Below are 18,189 nucleotides of genomic sequence, written 5' to 3' on the forward strand. Positions count from 1 at the left end.
TCCCTGTCCCACCCTCTATGCGCCGGCCATGCCGCCGCCGCTCGACCATATCGACGCCTGGATCTTCGATCTCGATAACACGCTCTATCCGCCCTCGGCGAAGCTGTTCGACCTGATCGACGAACGCATGGGCGCCTTCATCATGCGGTTGCTCGATGTCGATGCGATCGAGGCGCGGCGCGTGCAGAAGCGATATTTCCACGACCATGGCACGACGATGGCGGGGCTGATGCGCCATCATGGTGTCAATCCCGAAGACTTTCTGGTCGATGTGCACGATATCGCGCTCGACCGGTTGACCCCCGACCCGCGGCTGCGCGCCGGGCTCGAACGGCTGCCCGGCCGTCGGCTGGTCTTCACCAACGCCGACGCCGATTATGCCGCGCGCGTGCTTGACGCGCGCGGGATCGCCGACCTGTTCGACGGTATCTGCGACATTCGTATCACCCGCTATACGCCCAAGCCCGACGCGGCGGCCTATGCCATGATGGTCCAACACCTCGGCGTCGAACCGGCGAAAAGCCTGTTCGTCGAAGATATGGCGCGCAACCTGACGCCGGCGAAGGCGCTGGGGATGACGACGGTGTGGCTGGACAATGGCAGCGAAAGCGGCCATCGCGACCATCTGCCGAGCCATGTCGATTTCCGCGCGACCGACATTGCCGACTGGCTCGACAACCTGCCTTCACCCTGGGGAGTTTCATGACCGCCGACCTTCAAGCCACGATCGACGCCGCATGGGAAGCGCGCGACACGCTGGGCCTCACCACGACCGGCGCGGTGCGCGAAGCGGTCGATACCGCGATTGCCGGGCTTGACGACGGCCGCTTTCGAGTCGCGGAGCGCGACGCGGACGGTGTGTGGCAGGTCAACCAGTGGCTCAAGAAGGCGGTGCTGCTGTCGTTCCGACTCAACGACATGGCGATCATCGAGGGCGGCGCCGGCGGCGCGACCTGGTGGGACAAGGTGCCTTCAAAGTTTGCAGGCTGGGGCGCTAATCGCTTTCGGGATGCGGGCTTCCGCGCCGTCCCCGGATCGATCGTCCGCCGCGGCGCCTTTATCAGCAAGGGCGCGGTGCTGATGCCGAGTTTCGTCAACATCGGCGCACGGGTCGGCGAGGGGTCGATGGTCGATGCCTGGGCGACCGTCGGCAGCTGCGCGCAGATCGGCGCCAACGTCCACCTGTCGGGCGGCGCGGGGATCGGCGGGGTGCTTGAACCGTTGCAGGCCGGGCCGGTGGTGATCGAGGACGGCGCCTTCATCGGCGCGCGCGCCGAGGTCGCCGAAGGCGTGATCGTGCGCGAGGGCGCGGTCCTGTCGATGGGCGTTTACCTTGGCGCATCGACCAAGATCATCGACCGCGCGACGGGCGAGATTTTCATTGGAGAAGTGCCACCTTACGCCGTTGTGGTTCCCGGCGCGATGCCCGGCAAGCCGCTGCCCGACGGGTCGCCCGGCCCGTCGCTTTACTGCGCGGTGATCGTCAAGCGCGTCGATGCCAAGACGCGCGCCAAGACGGGAATCAACGAGCTTTTGCGCGACTGAATCGCTCGCCACTCGTCGAAGAGTGTCTCAGTTTGGTAGAAGTTTGGCATAGTTTTACGACAGCCCTGCCCAAGACGGCGCGCGGTGCGGCGAACGGTCGCTGGCTGCGATGGGGGATCGACTATGCGTGTTTTTTCGGGTGCGTCAGCATCGGCGGTCGCGCTCGCGCTGACAAGTCCCACCGCCCTGGCGCAGGAGATCGGCGCCGTCGCTCCGCCGGCGACCGACGCGCCAACCAACGGCGCGCACCGTTATACCCCCGGCGATTTCGCCAGCTTTTCGCCGCGCACCGCGCTCGACATGGTAGAAAAGGTGCCGGGATTCCTGATCGTCACCGGCACCAACGGGGGCACCCGCGGGCTGGGTGCGGCGACCGAGAATGTCCTGATCAACGGCGAGCGTATCGCCAATAAATCGACCGATGCGCGCAGCGCGTTGCAACGCATTGCGGCCTCGCAGGTCGCCTATGTCGATATCGTCGACGGGGCCAGCCTGAATGTTCCAGGCTTGACGGGCCAGGTTGCCAACGTCGTTCTGGTTGCGGGCACCGACGAGGCCGGATTCACGACCACAATCCGCTGGCAACCTGATTGGCGCCCACGGCTCGACGACAATTGGCTCAACGGCGAGGTTTCGACCACCGGCACGATCGGCGGCACCAATGTGACGCTCAGCCTGAAGAATGAAGCCAACCGGAATGGCCATTGGGGCCCGGAGCAACGGTTCGACGGCAATGGGGTGCGGCAATCGACGCGTGACGAATTGGCCAGCTACAGCGGTGACAGGCCGCGTCTCGCCTTGGCTCTCGCGCGCACCACGGGCGGCGGCGACAAGTGGAATGTCAATCTGGGCGGCCAGTTGCAGAAGTTCGTCGACGCGGCGAGCAGCATTGCGGTGGGGCCAACAAACGGCGCTTTGCGCGAGACGTTCAAATCGGTTGAAGACGAGCATAATTTCGACGTCGGCGGCGACTATGAATTTGGACTGGGCAAGGGACGGCTCAAGCTGATCGGACTCTATCGGTTCGAACATAGTCCCACCGTCGATACGTTCATCGTCGACAGGGCGATTGGCGGGCGCCGCGGCGAGCGGTTCACGCAGATTGCCGACGAGGGCGAATCCATCCTGCGCGGCGAATATGGCTGGCGCACCGCGGGCGGCACCGACTGGCAGGTCGCGCTGGAGGGGGCGTATAATACGCTCGATGTCGAGGCCGAGTTCGCCACGCTCCAGCCCGACGGCAGCTTCCTGCCGGTCATCTTCGGTGGTGAAAAGACCAGGGTCGAGGAAAAACGCGGCGAAGCATCGCTGACCTGGGGGCGCGCGCTGGCATCGAACCTCACCGCGCAGATCAACCTTGGCGCCGAGTATAGCGCGCTGTCGTCATCGGGTCCCGATGGCCTGACGCGCCGCTTTGTGCGGCCGAAAGGCAAGCTCGCGCTGGCGTGGAAAGTCGGGCCGCGGACCACCATCAACTATCAGATCCAGCGCCGTGTCGACCAACTCAACTTCTTCGATTTTGCAAGTTCGGTCGATGTCGCCAACGGCCAGGGCAACGGCGGCAACGGCCTGCTGGTGCCGCCGGTGGTCAACCGCACCGAGCTGGAGTTCGTTCAGGACCTGAGCGCGTGGGGCAACGCTTCGATCGCCTTCGCTTATGCCTATGCGCAGGATCTGGTCGACCAGATCCCGCTGTCGCCAACCACCGAAGGCCGCGGCAACCTGCCAGGTGCGCATCTTTATCGCATCAGTTCAAAGGCGACGCTGCTGCTCGACCGGCTGGGCTGGAAAGGCGCGCGCATCAACAGCGACCTGACCTGGCGCCGCAACCGCGTGCGGGATCCGCTGACGGGCAGTTGGCGCGATCAGAGCGAGGGGCAGGAATATCTGGTCGATGTCAGCCTGCGCCACGACATCCCGGGTTCGCCGATCGCCTGGGGAGCCAGTTACTTCGACGAACAATTCAGCCCCAATGTACGGCTCAATGCGATTGAGCATGAGTTCGACGACGGCGGCTTCGTTACCGCCTTTGTCGAGCATAAGGATGTCGCGGGTTTCACGGTCAGGCTGACGTACCGCAATCTTGCCGGGCAAAAGAACCGGTTCGACCGCACGGTCTTTGTCGACCGGCGCAACGGGCCGATTGCGTTCAGCGAAAGCCGTCGGCGCGAGTTTGGACGATATTTCCAGCTCACCGTGACCGGGACGCTTTGAGCACCGTCATCCCGGCCGCGCCGGGGTGAGGAGAGAGGGGCGTGAGGCCGCCTTTTACCGCTCGCTCAGATAATAGCGTTCACGCGCGGTCAGATCGGGGTTCAATTCGTATACGATCGGCTGGCCGGTCGGGATTTCGAGGCCGGTGATGTCGGCGTCCGAAATGCCCGACAGATGCTTGACCAGCGCCCGCAGGCTGTTGCCGTGCGCCGAGATCAGCACCGTCTTGCCCGCCGCCAGCTCGGGGGCGATCGCGGCGTCATAATAGGGAAGCACCCGCGCGATTGTGTCTTTCAGGCTTTCGGTCGCCGGAATCGCGATGCCGGCATAACGCGGGTCGCTCGACAAATCCCATTCGGACCCGGCTTCGAGCGGCGGCGGCGGAATGTCGAAGCTGCGGCGCCAGATCTTGACCTGATCGTCGCCATGCTTCGCCGCGGTCTCCGCCTTGTCGAGCCCGGTGAGCCCGCCATAGTGGCGCTCGTTGAGGTGCCAGTCCTTCGTCACCGGAAGCCACAGGCGCCCCATCGCCTCGAGCGCCAGATTGAGCGTCTTGATCGCGCGCGTCTGGACCGAGGTGAAGCAGGTGTCGGGAGCGATGCCCTTGGCCTTCATCAGATCGCCCGCAGCCCAGGCTTCGGCCGCGCCCTTTTCGGTGACATCGACATCCCACCAGCCGGTGAAGCGGTTCTCGAGATTCCACTGCGACTGGCCGTGACGGATGAGGATGAGCTGGGGCATGTCATATCCTTTGGATGGAGCGGTTTCGCCGCCCTTTAGCGCGGCTTTTCGGTAAAGGCCAACGCCCCTCTTGAAATGGTTTCGGCGGCTACCAGATTGATCCTATCCGGCCGCCGGAACGGGGTCGGGTGGTGATCGCGGGCGCGTTCCGCGGTCCCTTTGCTTCGCTTTGAACAAGGAAGGAATGACCCATGCGTAACAATTTTGACTGGACCCCCTATCGCCGTTCGACCGTCGGTTTCGACCGGCTTTTCGATTTCCTCGAAACCGGCGCGTCCAGCGCGGAAAATTATCCTCCGTTCGATATCGAAAAGGTCGCCGATGACCATTTCCGCATCACCGTCGCGGTTGCCGGTTTCAAAGCGGACGAGATCGACATCACCGCACAGCAGAATATGCTGACCGTAAGCGGCCGCAAGGCACCGGTCGCCGAAGGCGAGGAACGACACTTGCTCTATAGCGGCATTGCGACGCGCGCGTTCGAGCGCCGTTTCCAGCTCGCCGACTTCGTGCGTGTGGAGCGCGCCGACCTTGCCGACGGCCTGCTGACCATCGATCTGGTCCGCGAAGTGCCCGAAGCGATGAAGCCGCACAAGATCGCGATCGGCGGCGGCGCCACGCCGGTGATCGAGAACAAGAAGGCGGCATAAGCGACGCCCGTTCCTATCGAAATTGCGGGGTCCGGAGTCGCCTCCGGACCTCATTTTTGCCGGGCGGTCTCGTTTCGGGCGACGCGCAGCGGCGGTGCCGCCTTCTTTTTTTGATCGCGCAACACCACGACGTCGCAAAGCATCTCTCCATTCCCTTCGTGCTGAGCTTGTCAAGGGGTGAACGGGGTGGGGAGTCTTTGTGGCCTGGCGGCTTTGGGCGAACCCTTATCGCAAGGCGCGCGTCATGAAGCGGCTGAACGGGTCGGGCTTATAGCCCGCGAACGGCTCGCAATCCGCAAAGCCATAGCGGCGATACAAGGTAATCGCCGGCTCGAAGGCGGCGCCCGACCCCGTTTCGAGGCTGAGCCGTTCGAGGCCGCGGCGCTGCGCTTCGGCGATGATATGGCCCAGCATCCGCGCGGCGACGCCCTGGCGCAGAAAGCCCTCGGCGGTGCGCATCGACTTGATCTCGCCATGCTTTGCATCAAGCATCTTGAGCGCGCCGCAGCCCGCGAGCGCGCCATCCTTGTGGATCGACCAGAAGGTCACGTCGCGCGCGCGCAACCCGTCGAAATCGAGGAAGTGACAGCTTCCCGCAGGCGAATTGGCGAGCATTCCCGCAAAATGCAGCTCGAGCAGTGCACGGATCGCGGCGCCCGACAGATCATCCTCGACGATCCGCCAGGCGTCGCTCACAAAATATGGTCCAGCGTTTGCAGGCAGGCGTGCGCGAGCCGCTTCGACCGTTCGGGCGACCAGCCATGAGAGGGATCGGGCAGGTCGCGATTGTCCTTGAACGGCATTTCAAGCGTCATCGACACCGCGCCGAAGCGTTCGGCAAGCTGTGTCGTCGACATCGACAGATTCGCCTGGCCGGGCGCCGATTCGGCATAGCCGAGATCGAGCTGAAAATCGGGGGTATTCGCCGCGAGCGCGGCCTCGAACGCCTTATACTTCTCCATCTGCTCGGATTTCAGCGACGGAATGCCCTCGAATCCCGCCAGAAAGACCGCCGGGATCGCCTCATCGCCATGAACATCCATCGCCCAGTCGACGCCGCTTTCGTCCATCGCATTCCGCACGCACAATACTTCGGGACTGCGTTCGGCGGTCGGTTCGTGCCATTCGCGGTTGAGGTTCACCCCCGCATAGTTGGTGCGCAGATGGCCACGGCGCGAACCGTCGGGATTCATGTTCGGCACGATATGAATACGGCATTTCTGCCGGAGCGAGCGCGCGTGCGGGTCGGCAGGGTCGGTGAGCATTTCGAGCGCACCCTCCATCCACCATTCGGCCATGCTCTCGCCCGGATGCTGGCGCGCATAGAGCCAGACCTGAATATCCCCGCTGCCCATTTCAAGGCAGTCGATCGGCTGGCCTTCAAGGCTGGTGCCAAGGCAGCGATAGGTTACGCCCTCGCATTCGGCGACCGATGCGATCAGGTCGTGGTGCCGCTCCATCGAATAGGGCGCGAAATAGGCGATCCAGAGCAGCGGGCCTTCGGCCGTGTGCCGGATGGTCAAACGGCCCCCGTCCACATTGGCATCATAGGCCGTGTCGAGGCGGAACCAGCTTTCGCGATCATAGCTCGCGCACGCCGCATAGCCGGGCCAGCCGTCGGGATAGGCCGAGCCTTCGAGGCCGGTGATCGCAAGATCGAGCGGGTCGCCGACCGCGCAGGCGACGCGGAAATGGAACCACTGGAAAAAGTCCGATTCGCGATCCTTGCGGATCGACAGGCGGGCGGACGTCCCGTCGATGGCGTCCACGACGATATTGCCGCTGTCGAAAGCGGCGTTGATGGTGATGGTCATGGAACGCTGATAGTGCGTCCCGATTCGCCGGGGAAGTCCTTGAATAGGGCTTCGGCCAATTTCGCCGCGGCAAGGCTCGGCTGACTGGCGGGCGCCTTCACCGGAACCGCGGTCAGTGCGCGGCCCTCCCACAGCGCCTGACCCGTCGCGGCATCGTCGATGCGCACCGAAAGCTGGAGGTCGGCCATGCGTCTGGAGCCGCCGCCAAGGTTGATCCCGACGCCGAGCCCGACGCCCGAACCATAGCTGCCCGTCGAACCGCCGACGCCGACCGACACCGGCGATCGCTTGCCCACGCTTTCGTGAACCGCACGGTCAAAGCCGATGCGGACCTTGAGCGGCGCACGCGCGCCGTCGGGCGCTGCAACAAGGCCCTGCAATTGAAGCTGGCGTTCGACCGCGCCGCGATAGCTGGACCATTCCAGCGAGGGCGCGGCGGTGCCCGGCATCGCTGCAGCGTCGCCCAGCGGCGCGGTATCGACGGTGTAGCGTGTCCCCGGCGCCCAGCCCGCCACGGCATTGCTGTGAAAACGGGTGACCTCGACCGGCGGAACGGCGGTGGCGCAGCCGCCAAGCGCAAGCGCCGCTGCGAAGGGCAGGGCGACGGAAAGATGACGCATCATGGCCGTATCATGCGCCAGTATTTATGGCTTGGCAATGAACGGGATGGCGAACGAGCGCGCCTGCCCGCCGGTCAGCGATAGAAGATGTGATTGTCGATCTGCGCGATGCGCGTCTTGCGCCAGCCGGGTGCGACGTGGCGCGCGTGAAAGAAAAGCGCGCCCGGCGCGTGATTCTTCCAACTGCCGTCGAGCGCGATCTGCGCGATCGCCACCGCCTTGTCCCACTGTGCGCCTTCGCGGATCGCGGGCATCCGACCGCCGCGCACGAAACTGAACTGACGCTTCTGGTGAACGACGCCGCACAGGCTGGCGGGGAAGCGGCCCGACCGCGCGCGATTGATCACGACATGCGCGACCGCGAGCTGACCGGGGAGCGATTCGCCGCGCGATTCGAAATAGACCGCCCCGGCCAGGCAGCGCAGCTCCCGGTCGATCGTGGCGGGTTTTGGCGTCGCGGCGACAAGCGCCGCGAGCGACGCCGCGGTTACCGGCGGCGTGTTTTCACTTTCGGGGGTGGCGTCGCGCTCGGCATCGCCTTGTTCCTCGACGGGCAGCTCGGCCTCGGTCGGCAAATCCGCCTTTTGCGGCTCCGACGACGCCGCGCCGGGCAGGGTGATGGCGGGAAGATTGGCGTCGGCAGCAAGGTCGCTTGCAAAGCCCGGTTCCGCCAGAAGCAGCATGGTGGCGGCAGTCATGCCGACGGCAGCCACGCTGGCCACGTTCAGAATGCGACTCATATTGTCCGTCAAAAGTGCGGCCGATGAACCGAGCCTTGTCAAAAACAGACGGGGGACCTTGATCCTGTATCGCCGCCTGCGGTCATCGTCCGACTGCGTGTCCAGTCCGTTTTTTCGGGAGCATGGCGTGGCGATGCAACCCGCGGACCGACCTTCGCGTTATCGAATGGGCGCCAGCTATTGTGCGCCGCAACAGAGTCAAGTCAACGCGCCCCACTCCGCGACGAGACGTGCCGCATCTGCGATGTCCAGTTCGACGACCCACAGATCGGGATCGACCTTTCGCCGCCGCTCGCGATAGTTGGCGCGGGATTCACCATCCTTGGTGTCCGCCGGGCCGACTTCCTCCCATATATATTTGCCGTCGGCCGAGAATCGCCGTTCGAGCAGCGCTCCGGGTTCGCCGCGGTCGCTGCACTGGACCAGAATGACACCCGCGTCGTCGTCGCCTCTGGCCAGCACGGCCGCGAAGCCGCCCGCCGCTTCGGTGCGGCGCAGCAACAGATCGACGAGGAAACGGCTTTTGAGGCGCATGTCAGCCCCCGCCGATGCGAAGGCTGCGGTCCATCGCCGAAAATGTCGGCCTGAAACCAACGAAACCGAAAGCGTGGCGGCGCGCGATGAGTTCCTGCCTTCGTGGAGGCCCGACCGATCGCTCGTCAGGCCGCGTCACGCGCTTCGGTGTCGACGAGGAGCGCATAGAGCGCCTCGTCATTCTTGGCGCCGCGCAGCCGTTCGGCGATCGCATCGTTGCGCAGCATCCGCGACACGCCGGCGAGCGCTTTCAGATGGTCAGCGCCGGCATCGAGCGGCGAAAGCAGCACGAAAAGCAGATCGACCGGCAACCCATCGACCGCGTTGAAATCGATTGGCCGTGCAAGCTGGAGGAACAGGCCGCGCACACCGCCAAGATCGGCCAGCTTGGCGTGCGGCAGCGCGATACCCCGGCCGAACCCCGTCGATCCCAACCGTTCGCGTTCGAGCAAGGCTTCGCTCACTTCGCCGGCATCGAGGCCAAGCGAACGGCTGGCAAGATCGCCGATAAAGGGGAAAAGCGCCTTTTTCGAATCGATCTGGACGTGCGCGCGCACGGTCGCCGGATAAAGAAGAGAAGAAAGATTCATCGTCGGATCAAATCTTGTAAACGCCGGACACCGCCAGAAACAAGGGCTGGCTAGCGATCACGGATCTGTCGTGGCAGGCCCGCCGCCATCCGGGCTTCGGGCATCGTTGGGCGCGGCCCTTAAGCCGGATGGCAGATAAAATCCAGTCTTATCGTGGTTCGACCCAGCCAATGGTGCCGTCATCGCGACGATAGACCATATTGTGCGCGCCCGTCCTGCTGTTGACGAACAACAGCGCATTGGTGTTGCGCAAGTCGAGCATCATTACCGCGTCGGAGACGCTGCTGTTGGGGATGTCGACGCGCGTTTCGGCAATGATCGCCGGCGCGTCGCCCGCCTCTTCCTCTTCGGTGCCGGGATCGAAAACGGTGTAGCTGGCATTTTCCTCGATCTCGTCGATGGTCGGCGAGGGTCCGGCCGGCCCGTTGTTGCGATCCTTCAAGCGTCGCATATAGCGCCGGAGCTGCTTTTCGATGCGGTCGGCCGCGCCCTCGAACGCAACATGCGCGTCCTGCGCCTGGCCATGGCCCTTCAGCACCAGCCCCTGCATGACATGCGCGACAATGTCGCACTGGAAACTGTCGTGCGGACCCTTGCCGAAGGTCGCGTGGGCGCTGATCGCGCGCGAGAAATATTTGTCGGCAATCGCGTTCATCCGGTCCGCGACATGCGCCTGCAGCGCTTCGCCGGTTTCGATCTGATGGCCAGAGACGCGGATTTCCATTTTTCTTCTCCTTCTATGGCCGGCGCGACGACAATGGGGGAGTCGTCACACCGTATCGAGCCACAGCGGCTGGTTCAGCCCTGCGACGAAATCGGCGTGGCGCGCGAGTTCGGCAGCCGACGCCTTATGCGGTCTGGGTTCGCGAAAGGGTCGCGCCGGACCGCGCGGCGCGATCGGGCACGCTGTCGGTGCGCCCGTGGGCGCGGCAGCGGATGCGAGGCCAAGGCCGATCTGCCGCCCGCCCGTCATTTCGATGTAGAGATGCGCGAGCAGCTCGGCGTCGAGCAGTGCGCCATGCTTGACGCGGTGGCTGCGGTCGATGCCGTAGCGGGTGCAGAGCGCATCGAGGCTGTGCTTGGCGCCCGGATGCAGTCGCCGCGCCATCTGCACCGTGCAGCACATGCGCGCCATGTCGAGCGCGGGCCGCCCGATCCGCTCGAGCTCGGCGTTCACAAAGCCGAAATCGAACGCTGCATTATGCGCGATCAGCGGCGCGTCACCGAAAAAGTCGAGCAGTTCGTCGACTCGCGCCGCAAAGAGCGGCTTGTCCGACAGGAACTGGCTCGACAGGCCATGCACCGCTTCGGCCGCGGCGGGCATGTCGCGCTCGGGGTTGAAATAGGCGTGAAAGGTAACGCCCGTTTCGCGGCGATCGACCAGTTCGACACATCCGATTTCGACCAGCCGGTCCCCCGTCTTGGGATCGAAACCCGTGGTTTCGGTATCGAAAATAATCTCGCGCATCGAAGCGATAATCTGGACCCTATCGCGCGTGGAAACAAGAGGCGATGAAGCGAATCTGACGGCGCGTTTCGCTTTTCGGTCGGCCCGTCTCGATGATGAAATCGGCGCGCGCACGTTTGACGCGGTCGGGCACCTGCAGGTGGCGGATCGCCTTCAGCTTCGCGGCAGTCATGCCGGGGCGACGCATCACGCGCCGACGCTGCATCCAGGCGGGCGCCGAGACGACGGCGATCGCGCCAACGCGCCGCCAGCCGCCTTTTTCGAACAGCAGCGGGATGTCGAGTACCACCACGTCGCGCGCACGGTGCCTGGCGAGAAAGCGTTTCTGCGCCCGGAACACGGCCGGATGGACGATGGCTTCGAGTGCCGCGAGTTCGTGCATATTGCCGAGCACGCGCGCACCCAGCTTCTGCCGGTCGACGCCGTCGGGGCCGGTCGTCCCCGGAAAGCGCGCCTCGATCGCCGCAACCAGCGCGCCACCGGGGCCTTGCAGCCGATGCACCTCGGCATCGGCATCGAAGACGGGGACGCCCTCGCGCTCGAACATCGCCGCCGCGGTCGATTTTCCCATGCCGATCGAGCCGGTGAGGCCGAGCAGGAAAGGGCGGCGAAGCGGCAGGTGCGGGCGCTTGAAATGGCTCATGCGACCAGCAGCGCCCGCAGTTCCTCGTCACGTCCCTCCGGCGGCGGCGCCCCGAAGAACAGCTCGAAGGCAAGCGCCGCCTGGCCGATCAGCATGTCGAGCCCGTCGACCGTGGCGAGCCCTCGCGCTTCGGCCGCGTTGAGGAGGCCGGTCCGAAGCGGCGAATAAACGAGGTCATACACGATCGCATCGCCGGGCAACGGCGACAGGTCGAGGTCGAGCGGCGGGTTTCCGGTCATGCCAAGGCTGCTCGAATTGACAAGCAGCGACACCGGCGGAAGCCGAGCGTCGAACCCGGCGACCTCGCCCTTCAGGCCGAAGGTGGCGAGCAGGCCCATCGCCTTGAGCGGGCTGCGGTTGATGATCGTCACCGGTCCGACCTTCGCCCGCGCAAGCGCGAACAGCACCGCCCGCGCCGCACCGCCCGCCCCGACAACCGCGACCGGCGCTCCTTCAAGGTCGAGCTCGGCGAGCGGCGCATAGAAGCCCGCAGCGTCGGTGTTGGTGCCGATGACCGACCCGTCGGGCTGGCGCACAACCGTGTTCATCGCCCCAATGGTGCCGCGAATGTCGCCCGGATCGTCGACGAGATCCATGATCGCCTGCTTATGGGGCATGGTCACGTTGCAACCGCGCCAATCGGCGTCGGCGCGGGCCCCGGCGATATAATCCGCGAGCGCATCAGCCGAGACGTGGGAGCGCCGGTAATCGCCTGCGATTCCGAGCGCATCGAGCCAGAAATTATGAATCAGCGGCGATTTCGACTGGGCGATGGGGTCGCCAATGACCTCGGCATAGGGCTTGCTCATTGCGGGGCGATCCCGGTGGCGCGCAGCCACGCCAGCAAGGGAAGCATCGGCATGCCGATGATGGTCCAGGGGTCTCCTTCGACCCGGTCGAACAATTGCACGCCCGCTCCCTCGATCTCGTAACAGCCGACAGTCCAGCGGATGCCGTCCCAGTTCCGCGCGACATAGTCGGCGATGAAGGCGTCCGACAAGGGGCGCATCCACAGCCTTGCCTCGCCGATCGCGCGCCAGACCGGCGCCCCGTCGCGCGCCGCGACCGCGGCGCTGAACAGCCGGTGGCGGCTTCCTGCCATCCGGCGGAGATGGTCGGCGGCTTCTTCGGGGCTTGCCGGTTTCGTCAGCATCGTCCCGTCGTCGAGCGCGAGCGTCGAATCGGCGCCGATCACCGTAACGCCCGCGAGCCGCGACGCGATCTTGACCGCCTTCGCTTCGGCCAGCGCATCGGCAATGTCGCGCGGCGTCTGCCCCGCGGCGCGCAGCGAAGCGGTGAGCGCTTCTTCGTCGACATGCGCGGCCGTCGTCTCGAACGCCAGCCCGGCGGCACGCAGCATTGCGGCACGGCCGCTGCTTTGCGAGGCGAGAACGAGCGCGCTCATACGCTGGCGCGGTCCTCGACCAGCTTGATCACCGCCGCCGCGGTTTCCTCGATCGATCGGCGCGTGACGTCGATCACCGGCCAGCCATTGTCGGCGAACATGCGCCGCGCAAAGGCCAGTTCGGCCTTGACGCGCTCGTCGTCGACATAGCTCGTCTCGGGCGTCTGGTTCAGCGAGAGCAGCCGGTTGCGGCGGACCTGGACCAGCCGGTCGAGTCCGGTCGTGAGCCCGACGACCATCGGCCGTTTCAGGTTGAACAGCGCGCTCGGCGGCGGCGATTCGGGGACGATCGGAATATTCGCAGTCTTGAACCCGCGATTGGCGAGGTAGATGCTCGTCGGGGTCTTCGAGGTGCGCGACACACCGGCAAGGACGATGTCGGCCTGTTCCCAATTTTCCCAGCCAATGCCGTCGTCGTGCGCGACGGTGAACTGGATCGCCTCAACACGCGCGAAATAGGCGGCGTCGAGAACATGCTGGCGCCCCGGGCGCGCCTTGGCTTCCTGTCCCAGCATTCGCGACAAGGCGTCGGTCACGGCGTCGAGCGCAGCCACGGTGGGCAGGTTGAGCATTCCCGCGCGGCGCTCGAGGCTGCTGCGCAACTCGCCGTTGACGAGCGTGAAGAGGATCATGCCGGGACTTGCCTGCACTTCGGCCATGATGCGGTCGAGATGCGATTCAGATCGCACCATCGGCCAGAAATGGCGCACAACCTCGACATCGTCGAACTGAGCGATCGCCGCCTTGGCGATATTTTCGAGCGTTTCGCCCGTGGAATCGGATATGAGGTGCAGATGCAGGCGGCTCATCGCCCCGCTTTCGGGCGCAGGGGGAAAAAAGGCAATAGCGACCGTCGCCCCGACCTTCGCGGGGGCAATTCCTTGGGCTGTGGATAAGTTTGGCAAAAGCGCCGGGATGATTTCGGCACGGGCGACTGATCCCGCGTCGCTCCGATTCCGTTCCATCGCTTATCCACATGGGATGAATCTTATCCACATGCTGTGAATAAAGGGGAATGCGCGCCGCGACTCCTTGGGCGATGGCCGTGAACCGGGAGTCAAGCTGTTGGCAAAACGGGCGTCCCGGCCTAAAGCCACATTTGTCCGCCGACCAACAAACCACCACAATATATTCAAGATAATATATGAAGAGAGAAAGAGGGGCTGCGTGAAGGCGTCACCGAAGAACCTTCTCGCGACGTTGCGCGGAGTGCGGCACGAGCGCCCGCCGCTCTGGCTGATGCGCCAGGCGGGACGCTATCTGCCCGAATATCGTGCCCTTCGCGAAACCAAAGGCGGTTTTCTCGAGCTTTGCTACGACCCCGATGCCGCCGCGGAGGTGACGCTGCAGCCGATCCGGCGTTTCGGGTTGGACGGCGCGATCCTTTTCTCCGACATTCTTGTCATTCCGCACGCGCTTGGCCAGCATCTGTGGTTCGAGGCGGGTGAGGGACCGCGGCTCGCGCCGCCGCTCGTCGACAGCGCCCTGGCGTCGCTCGAAGCCGCGCCGCAGCGGCTCGGTCCGGTCTATGCGACCGTCGCGCGCGTCGCAGCGGCGCTACCGGGCGAAACGACCTTTCTCGGCTTTGCCGGAAGCCCATGGACCGTCGCCACCTATATGGTCGCGGGTCAGGGGTCGAAGGATCAGGCGGCGGCGCGGCGGATGGCGTTCGCCGATCCCGCGGCCTTCCAGACGATCATCGACGCGATCGTCGAGCTTACGGTCGTCTATCTGGCCGGCCAGATCGAACATGGCGTCGACGCCGTGCAGCTCTTTGACAGCTGGGCGGGCAGTCTCAGTCCCGCACAATATGAACAATGGGTGATCGCGCCCAATGCCGAAATCGTCCGGCGATTGAAGGCGCTGCACCCCGACACGCCGATCATCGGCTTTCCCAAGGGTGCGGGCGGCAAGCTTCGGGCCTATGCCGACGAAACGCGCGTCGACGCGATCGGGCTCGACGAGACGGTCGACCCTGGCTGGGCCGATGCCGCCTTGCCGCCACATCTTCCGGTGCAGGGCAATCTCGATCCGCTCGCGCTCGTCGCGGGCGGCGGCGCGCTCGACAGTGCGATCGACCATATCCTTGCGGCTTTCCCGTCGCGCCCCCATATCTTCAACCTGGGACATGGGATCGTTCCCGACACCCCGATCGCCCATGTCGAACATCTCATCAAGCGCGTCCGCGGCGGATAATATGGCAGACTGGGCAGGATTTCTGGGAGCAACGATGCTTTGGGTCAAAGCCGCGCATGTCATTTTCGTGATTTTCCTGATGGCCGGACTGTTCATGATGCCGCGCTTCTTCGTCTATCACCAGCAGGCGGCCGTCGGGTCCGACGAGGACAAGAAATGGATCGAGCGCGAGGACCGGCTGCGGCGGATCATCCTCAATCCGTCGCTGGTCATCGTCTGGATCTTCGGGCTGACGCTCGCCTTCAACGGCAATTACTGGGGCGAGACCTGGTTCATCGCCAAATTCATCCTGGTGCTCGCGCTGTCGGGCTATCACGGCTGGCTGATCGGTTATTTCAAGAAGCTCAGCAAGGGAGAGCGGCCGCTCACCGAAAAGCAGCTGCGGATGCTCAACGAGGTTCCCGGCGTCGCCGCGGCGATCATCGTCATCCTTGCGGTTATCCGGCCCTGAACTGTTGTCCCTTTTTTACCCTGTCGGCTGGGAACGATCGGTTGGTGACAGGACCGCAGAGGCAGCCGTTGACCGCTGCTATCGTTGCAACACCTGCACACATGACTGAGAGAGCGGAATTCGACCGATAGCGGACCTGATCGGTTGCTCCCCAACCCAAAGCTGTTGTCCCCGACGCCCCGTATAATCGCTTTTCCACCTTGTTTTGCGGTGCCCGCCCGCAATGATTGTTCGTCATCGTTCTGGCGCGACACCATATCATTGACTGCAACGCTGATTCTGGGACGACAAAGGAGACAGATTCGCGGCGCACGTCCGTATCTTTTGTTGCGTTTTCGACGGGTCGGCGCGCATCGCCGCCCGTTGCAGTCGCGATTGACTTGGCGCGCAGCGGGTTATAGGGGCCGGTCAATCCCGTATCCCAGGCGGGCGGTGCGTCCCCCGCGCCGAAGCTATCATCGACGGCCGTCCCCCGGCCGGATAGGCACCCGGCGGTGCAACGAGCTTTAGTCTGATTATCTCCCGAATATCTGTCCGGAATCCATCCATGCATCTGAAAGAACTCAAGACAAAATCGCCTGCGCAACTCGTCGAGATGGCCGAGGAACTGGGCGTCGAGGGCGCATCGACGATGCGCAAGCAGGATCTGATGTTCTCGATCCTGAAGGAACTTGCCGAAGAGGGTGAGGAGATCATCGGCTCGGGCACGATCGAGGTCTTGCCCGACAGTTTCGGTTTCCTGCGTTCGTCCGACGCCAATTATCTCGCCGGTCCCGACGACATCTATGTCTCGCCGAACCAGGTCCGCAAATATGGGCTGCGCACCGGCGACACGGTTGAGGGCGAGATTCGCGCGCCGCGCGACGGCGAGCGCTATTTCGCGCTCACCAGGCTGATCAGCGTCAATTTCGATGATCCCGATGTTGTGCGCCACCGTGTCAATTTCGACAATCTGACACCGCTCTATCCGAACCAGAAATTGTCGCTCGACACCGTCGATCCGACGGTCAAGGACAAGTCGGCGCGCGTGATCGATCTGGTCAGCCCCCAGGGCAAGGGCCAGCGCGCGCTGATCGTCGCCCCGCCACGGACCGGCAAGACGGTGCTGTTGCAGAATATCGCGAAGGCGATCACCGACAATCACCCCGAAGTGTATCTGATCGTCCTGCTTGTCGACGAACGGCCCGAGGAAGTCACCGACATGCAGCGCAGCGTGAAGGGCGAGGTCGTTTCCTCGACCTTCGACGAACCGGCGACGCGCCACGTCCAGGTCGCCGAAATGGTGATCGAAAAGGCTAAGCGGCTCGTCGAGCACAAGAAGGATGTGGTCATCCTGCTCGATTCGATCACCCGCCTTGGCCGCGCCTACAACACCGTCGTGCCTTCGTCGGGCAAGGTGCTGACCGGCGGTGTCGACGCCAATGCGCTCCAGCGTCCCAAGCGCTTCTTTGGCGCGGCACGCAACATCGAGGAAGGCGGTTCGCTCTCGATCATCGCGACCGCGCTGATCGACACCGGCAGCCGCATGGACGAAGTGATTTTCGAAGAGTTCAAGGGCACGGGCAACTCGGAAATCGTGCTGGACCGCAAGGTCGCCGACAAGCGCATCTTCCCCGCGCTCGACGTCGGAAAATCGGGCACGCGCAAGGAAGAATTGCTTGTCGAGAAGGACAAGCTCAGCAAAATGTGGGTGCTGCGCCGCATCCTCATGCAGATGGGCACCGTCGATGCGATGGAGTTCCTGCTCGACAAGATCAAGGATTCCAAGACAAACGAAGATTTCTTCGATTCGATGAACCAATAGGCACAGGGCGGGTTAAGCAAAGATGCTGGATATCTTTATGCAGGTCGGCGCGCACGCCGGCGGATTTGGCGGGCCCGCAGGCATGTGGGACGCAATCGTTCACGATTTTTCGAACATTACCGAGCCCGCGGCCTTCGCGGCCTTTCTGCAAGTGCTGATGATCGACATCGTGCTGGCGGGTGACAATGCCATCGTCGTCGGCGCGCTCGCGGCGGGACTTCCCGCCGACCAGCGCCGCAAGGTGATTGTCATCGGCGTGCTTGCGGCGCTGGTGCTGCGCATTGCCTTCGCGCTTGTCGTGACGCAGTTGATGCAGATCGTCGGACTGATTTTTGTCGGTGGCCTGCTGCTGATCTGGGTGGCCTGGAAAATGTGGCGCGAACTGCGCGACGGCGGCCATTCGGCGGGGTCTCCGGAAATTGTCGGCGACGAACATTCGGGTCTCCGGCCTGCGAAGAGCTTTGCCGGCGCCGCCTGGGCGGTTGCCGTCGCCGACGTCAGCATGAGCCTTGACAATGTGCTCGCGGTCGCCGGCGCGGCGCGCGACCATCCGGGCATCCTGATCGTCGGCCTGATCTTTGCAGTGGCCCTGATGGGTGTCGCGGCGAACATCATCGCCAAATATATCGAACGTTATCGCTGGATCGCCTATCTCGGCCTTGCGGTGATCGTCTATGTCGCATTCAAGATGATCTACGAAGGCTGGATCGACCCCAGCGTCGGCATCGGTACGCTTTTCGGCTGACCGACCGCCAACGGAAATGAAAGGCCAGC

Annotated in this window: 21 protein-coding genes; 8 read left to right on the top strand and 13 right to left on the bottom strand. The window is 64.1% G+C overall.

The features are described 5' to 3' along the window. Nucleotides 1–28 precede the first annotated feature (28 nt). The 3 genes from HUW43_RS10410 to HUW43_RS10420 all read left to right on the top strand — a co-directional run bounded on the left by HUW43_RS10410 (nucleotide 29) and on the right by HUW43_RS10420 (nucleotide 3,759). Nucleotides 29–706, top strand: coding sequence for a pyrimidine 5'-nucleotidase (locus tag HUW43_RS10410; RefSeq protein ID WP_188237336.1), 678 nt, complete (start codon nucleotides 29–31; stop codon nucleotides 704–706). After that, the gene (gene dapD / locus HUW43_RS10415; protein ID WP_188237337.1) at nucleotides 703–1,545 is read left to right on the top strand and encodes a 2,3,4,5-tetrahydropyridine-2,6-dicarboxylate N-succinyltransferase; all 843 of its coding nucleotides are present in this window, start codon (nucleotides 703–705) and stop codon (nucleotides 1,543–1,545) included. Before HUW43_RS10410 ends, dapD begins: the two co-directional genes overlap by 4 nt. Nucleotides 1,546–1,668: 123 nt before the next feature. After that, entirely contained in the window at nucleotides 1,669–3,759 is a 2,091-nt protein-coding gene (locus HUW43_RS10420) for a TonB-dependent receptor (RefSeq protein WP_188237338.1), read from the top strand. A gap of 54 nt (nucleotides 3,760–3,813) precedes the next feature. Here HUW43_RS10420 and gpmA read toward each other — a convergent pair whose 3' ends face one another. Further along, nucleotides 3,814–4,500, bottom strand: a complete 687-nt coding sequence (gene gpmA, locus HUW43_RS10425; protein ID WP_188237339.1) for a 2,3-diphosphoglycerate-dependent phosphoglycerate mutase — start codon at nucleotides 4,498–4,500, stop codon at nucleotides 3,814–3,816. A 191-nt stretch (nucleotides 4,501–4,691) separates the two neighbouring features. On the opposite strand from gpmA, the gene HUW43_RS10430 reads away from it, so the two are divergent. Then, the gene (locus HUW43_RS10430) at nucleotides 4,692–5,150 is read left to right on the top strand and encodes an Hsp20 family protein (protein ID WP_188237340.1); all 459 of its coding nucleotides are present in this window, start codon (nucleotides 4,692–4,694) and stop codon (nucleotides 5,148–5,150) included. A 225-nt stretch (nucleotides 5,151–5,375) separates the two neighbouring features. On the opposite strand, the gene HUW43_RS10435 is transcribed toward HUW43_RS10430, so the two are convergent. The 12 genes from HUW43_RS10435 to HUW43_RS10490 all read right to left on the bottom strand — a co-directional run bounded on the left by HUW43_RS10435 (nucleotide 5,376) and on the right by HUW43_RS10490 (nucleotide 13,773). Continuing rightward, nucleotides 5,376–5,846: a GNAT family N-acetyltransferase gene (locus tag HUW43_RS10435; RefSeq protein WP_188237341.1), complete on the bottom strand. Its 471-nt coding sequence runs from the start codon at nucleotides 5,844–5,846 to the stop codon at nucleotides 5,376–5,378. Beyond that, complete coding sequence (locus HUW43_RS10440) at nucleotides 5,843–6,964, bottom strand: carboxypeptidase family protein (protein WP_188237342.1); 1,122 nt, start codon at nucleotides 6,962–6,964, stop codon at nucleotides 5,843–5,845. Before HUW43_RS10440 ends, HUW43_RS10435 begins: the two co-directional genes overlap by 4 nt. After that, a complete protein-coding gene (locus HUW43_RS10445; RefSeq protein WP_188237343.1) occupies nucleotides 6,961–7,587 on the bottom strand; it encodes a DUF4136 domain-containing protein in 627 nt (208 codons plus the stop codon). Before HUW43_RS10445 ends, HUW43_RS10440 begins: the two co-directional genes overlap by 4 nt. A 71-nt stretch (nucleotides 7,588–7,658) precedes the next feature. Beyond that, the gene (locus HUW43_RS10450; RefSeq protein WP_188237344.1) at nucleotides 7,659–8,324 is read right to left on the bottom strand and encodes a cell wall hydrolase; all 666 of its coding nucleotides are present in this window, start codon (nucleotides 8,322–8,324) and stop codon (nucleotides 7,659–7,661) included. Nucleotides 8,325–8,522: 198 nt separating this feature from the next. Further along, nucleotides 8,523–8,858 carry a DUF1491 family protein gene (locus HUW43_RS10455; protein WP_188237345.1) on the bottom strand — a complete coding sequence of 112 codons (336 nt, stop codon included), beginning with the start codon at nucleotides 8,856–8,858 and terminating at the stop codon, nucleotides 8,523–8,525. Nucleotides 8,859–8,983: 125 nt separating this feature from the next. Beyond that, complete coding sequence (locus HUW43_RS10460; protein ID WP_120221693.1) at nucleotides 8,984–9,448, bottom strand: PTS sugar transporter subunit IIA; 465 nt, start codon at nucleotides 9,446–9,448, stop codon at nucleotides 8,984–8,986. A 148-nt stretch (nucleotides 9,449–9,596) separates the two neighbouring features. Next, nucleotides 9,597–10,172 carry a ribosome hibernation-promoting factor, HPF/YfiA family gene (gene hpf, locus HUW43_RS10465; protein WP_188237346.1) on the bottom strand — a complete coding sequence of 192 codons (576 nt, stop codon included), beginning with the start codon at nucleotides 10,170–10,172 and terminating at the stop codon, nucleotides 9,597–9,599. Between the two features lie 45 nt (nucleotides 10,173–10,217). Next, nucleotides 10,218–10,916, bottom strand: coding sequence for a DNA polymerase III subunit epsilon (dnaQ, locus tag HUW43_RS10470; protein ID WP_188237347.1), 699 nt, complete (start codon nucleotides 10,914–10,916; stop codon nucleotides 10,218–10,220). Nucleotides 10,917–10,935: 19 nt separating this feature from the next. Further along, a complete protein-coding gene (gene coaE / locus HUW43_RS10475; RefSeq protein WP_188237348.1) occupies nucleotides 10,936–11,559 on the bottom strand; it encodes a dephospho-CoA kinase in 624 nt (207 codons plus the stop codon). Beyond that, a complete protein-coding gene (gene aroE, locus HUW43_RS10480; RefSeq protein WP_188237349.1) occupies nucleotides 11,556–12,368 on the bottom strand; it encodes a shikimate dehydrogenase in 813 nt (270 codons plus the stop codon). The genes coaE and aroE overlap by 4 nt, the downstream gene beginning before the upstream one ends. Continuing rightward, the gene (locus HUW43_RS10485; RefSeq protein ID WP_188237350.1) at nucleotides 12,365–12,964 is read right to left on the bottom strand and encodes a Maf family protein; all 600 of its coding nucleotides are present in this window, start codon (nucleotides 12,962–12,964) and stop codon (nucleotides 12,365–12,367) included. The genes aroE and HUW43_RS10485 overlap by 4 nt, the downstream gene beginning before the upstream one ends. Next, the gene (locus tag HUW43_RS10490) at nucleotides 12,961–13,773 is read right to left on the bottom strand and encodes a pyruvate, water dikinase regulatory protein (RefSeq protein WP_188237351.1); all 813 of its coding nucleotides are present in this window, start codon (nucleotides 13,771–13,773) and stop codon (nucleotides 12,961–12,963) included. The genes HUW43_RS10485 and HUW43_RS10490 overlap by 4 nt, the downstream gene beginning before the upstream one ends. Before the next feature lie 358 nt (nucleotides 13,774–14,131). Between HUW43_RS10490 and hemE the strand changes: the two genes are divergently transcribed. From hemE to HUW43_RS10510, 4 genes are all read left to right on the top strand, one after another. Further along, nucleotides 14,132–15,160 (top strand): uroporphyrinogen decarboxylase, encoded by a 1,029-nt coding sequence (hemE, locus tag HUW43_RS10495; protein ID WP_188237352.1) that lies wholly within the window; start codon nucleotides 14,132–14,134, stop codon nucleotides 15,158–15,160. Between the two features lies 1 nt (nucleotide 15,161). Beyond that, the gene (locus HUW43_RS10500; RefSeq protein ID WP_188237353.1) at nucleotides 15,162–15,611 is read left to right on the top strand and encodes a CopD family protein; all 450 of its coding nucleotides are present in this window, start codon (nucleotides 15,162–15,164) and stop codon (nucleotides 15,609–15,611) included. Nucleotides 15,612–16,158: 547 nt separating this feature from the next. After that, nucleotides 16,159–17,415, top strand: coding sequence for a transcription termination factor Rho (gene rho, locus HUW43_RS10505; protein ID WP_120221684.1), 1,257 nt, complete (start codon nucleotides 16,159–16,161; stop codon nucleotides 17,413–17,415). 22 nt (nucleotides 17,416–17,437) lie between these two features. Further along, nucleotides 17,438–18,160 carry a TerC family protein gene (locus HUW43_RS10510; protein ID WP_188237354.1) on the top strand — a complete coding sequence of 241 codons (723 nt, stop codon included), beginning with the start codon at nucleotides 17,438–17,440 and terminating at the stop codon, nucleotides 18,158–18,160. The last annotated feature ends 29 nt before the right edge of the window (nucleotides 18,161–18,189 follow it).

This window comes from Sphingopyxis sp. LK2115 (assembly GCF_014595975.1).
Classification (GTDB): domain Bacteria; phylum Pseudomonadota; class Alphaproteobacteria; order Sphingomonadales; family Sphingomonadaceae; genus Sphingopyxis.

What these genes read in the sequence shown, in the direction of transcription:
- HUW43_RS10410 (WP_188237336.1), top strand. Translation starts at nt 29, where the DNA reads ATGCCGCCGCCGCTCGACCATATCGACGCCTGGATCTTCGATCTCGAT.
- dapD (WP_188237337.1), top strand. Translation starts at nt 703, where the DNA reads ATGACCGCCGACCTTCAAGCCACGATCGACGCCGCATGGGAAGCGCGC.
- HUW43_RS10420 (WP_188237338.1), top strand. Translation starts at nt 1,669, where the DNA reads ATGCGTGTTTTTTCGGGTGCGTCAGCATCGGCGGTCGCGCTCGCGCTG.
- gpmA (WP_188237339.1), bottom strand. Translation starts at nt 4,500, where the DNA reads ATGCCCCAGCTCATCCTCATCCGTCACGGCCAGTCGCAGTGGAATCTC.
- HUW43_RS10430 (WP_188237340.1), top strand. Translation starts at nt 4,692, where the DNA reads ATGCGTAACAATTTTGACTGGACCCCCTATCGCCGTTCGACCGTCGGT.
- HUW43_RS10440 (WP_188237342.1), bottom strand. Translation starts at nt 6,964, where the DNA reads ATGACCATCACCATCAACGCCGCTTTCGACAGCGGCAATATCGTCGTG.
- HUW43_RS10445 (WP_188237343.1), bottom strand. Translation starts at nt 7,587, where the DNA reads ATGATGCGTCATCTTTCCGTCGCCCTGCCCTTCGCAGCGGCGCTTGCG.
- HUW43_RS10450 (WP_188237344.1), bottom strand. Translation starts at nt 8,324, where the DNA reads ATGAGTCGCATTCTGAACGTGGCCAGCGTGGCTGCCGTCGGCATGACT.
- HUW43_RS10455 (WP_188237345.1), bottom strand. Translation starts at nt 8,858, where the DNA reads ATGCGCCTCAAAAGCCGTTTCCTCGTCGATCTGTTGCTGCGCCGCACC.
- HUW43_RS10460 (WP_120221693.1), bottom strand. Translation starts at nt 9,448, where the DNA reads ATGAATCTTTCTTCTCTTCTTTATCCGGCGACCGTGCGCGCGCACGTC.
- hpf (WP_188237346.1), bottom strand. Translation starts at nt 10,172, where the DNA reads ATGGAAATCCGCGTCTCTGGCCATCAGATCGAAACCGGCGAAGCGCTG.
- dnaQ (WP_188237347.1), bottom strand. Translation starts at nt 10,916, where the DNA reads ATGCGCGAGATTATTTTCGATACCGAAACCACGGGTTTCGATCCCAAG.
- coaE (WP_188237348.1), bottom strand. Translation starts at nt 11,559, where the DNA reads ATGAGCCATTTCAAGCGCCCGCACCTGCCGCTTCGCCGCCCTTTCCTG.
- aroE (WP_188237349.1), bottom strand. Translation starts at nt 12,368, where the DNA reads ATGAGCAAGCCCTATGCCGAGGTCATTGGCGACCCCATCGCCCAGTCG.
- HUW43_RS10485 (WP_188237350.1), bottom strand. Translation starts at nt 12,964, where the DNA reads ATGAGCGCGCTCGTTCTCGCCTCGCAAAGCAGCGGCCGTGCCGCAATG.
- HUW43_RS10490 (WP_188237351.1), bottom strand. Translation starts at nt 13,773, where the DNA reads ATGAGCCGCCTGCATCTGCACCTCATATCCGATTCCACGGGCGAAACG.
- HUW43_RS10500 (WP_188237353.1), top strand. Translation starts at nt 15,162, where the DNA reads ATGGCAGACTGGGCAGGATTTCTGGGAGCAACGATGCTTTGGGTCAAA.
- rho (WP_120221684.1), top strand. Translation starts at nt 16,159, where the DNA reads ATGCATCTGAAAGAACTCAAGACAAAATCGCCTGCGCAACTCGTCGAG.
- HUW43_RS10510 (WP_188237354.1), top strand. Translation starts at nt 17,438, where the DNA reads ATGCTGGATATCTTTATGCAGGTCGGCGCGCACGCCGGCGGATTTGGC.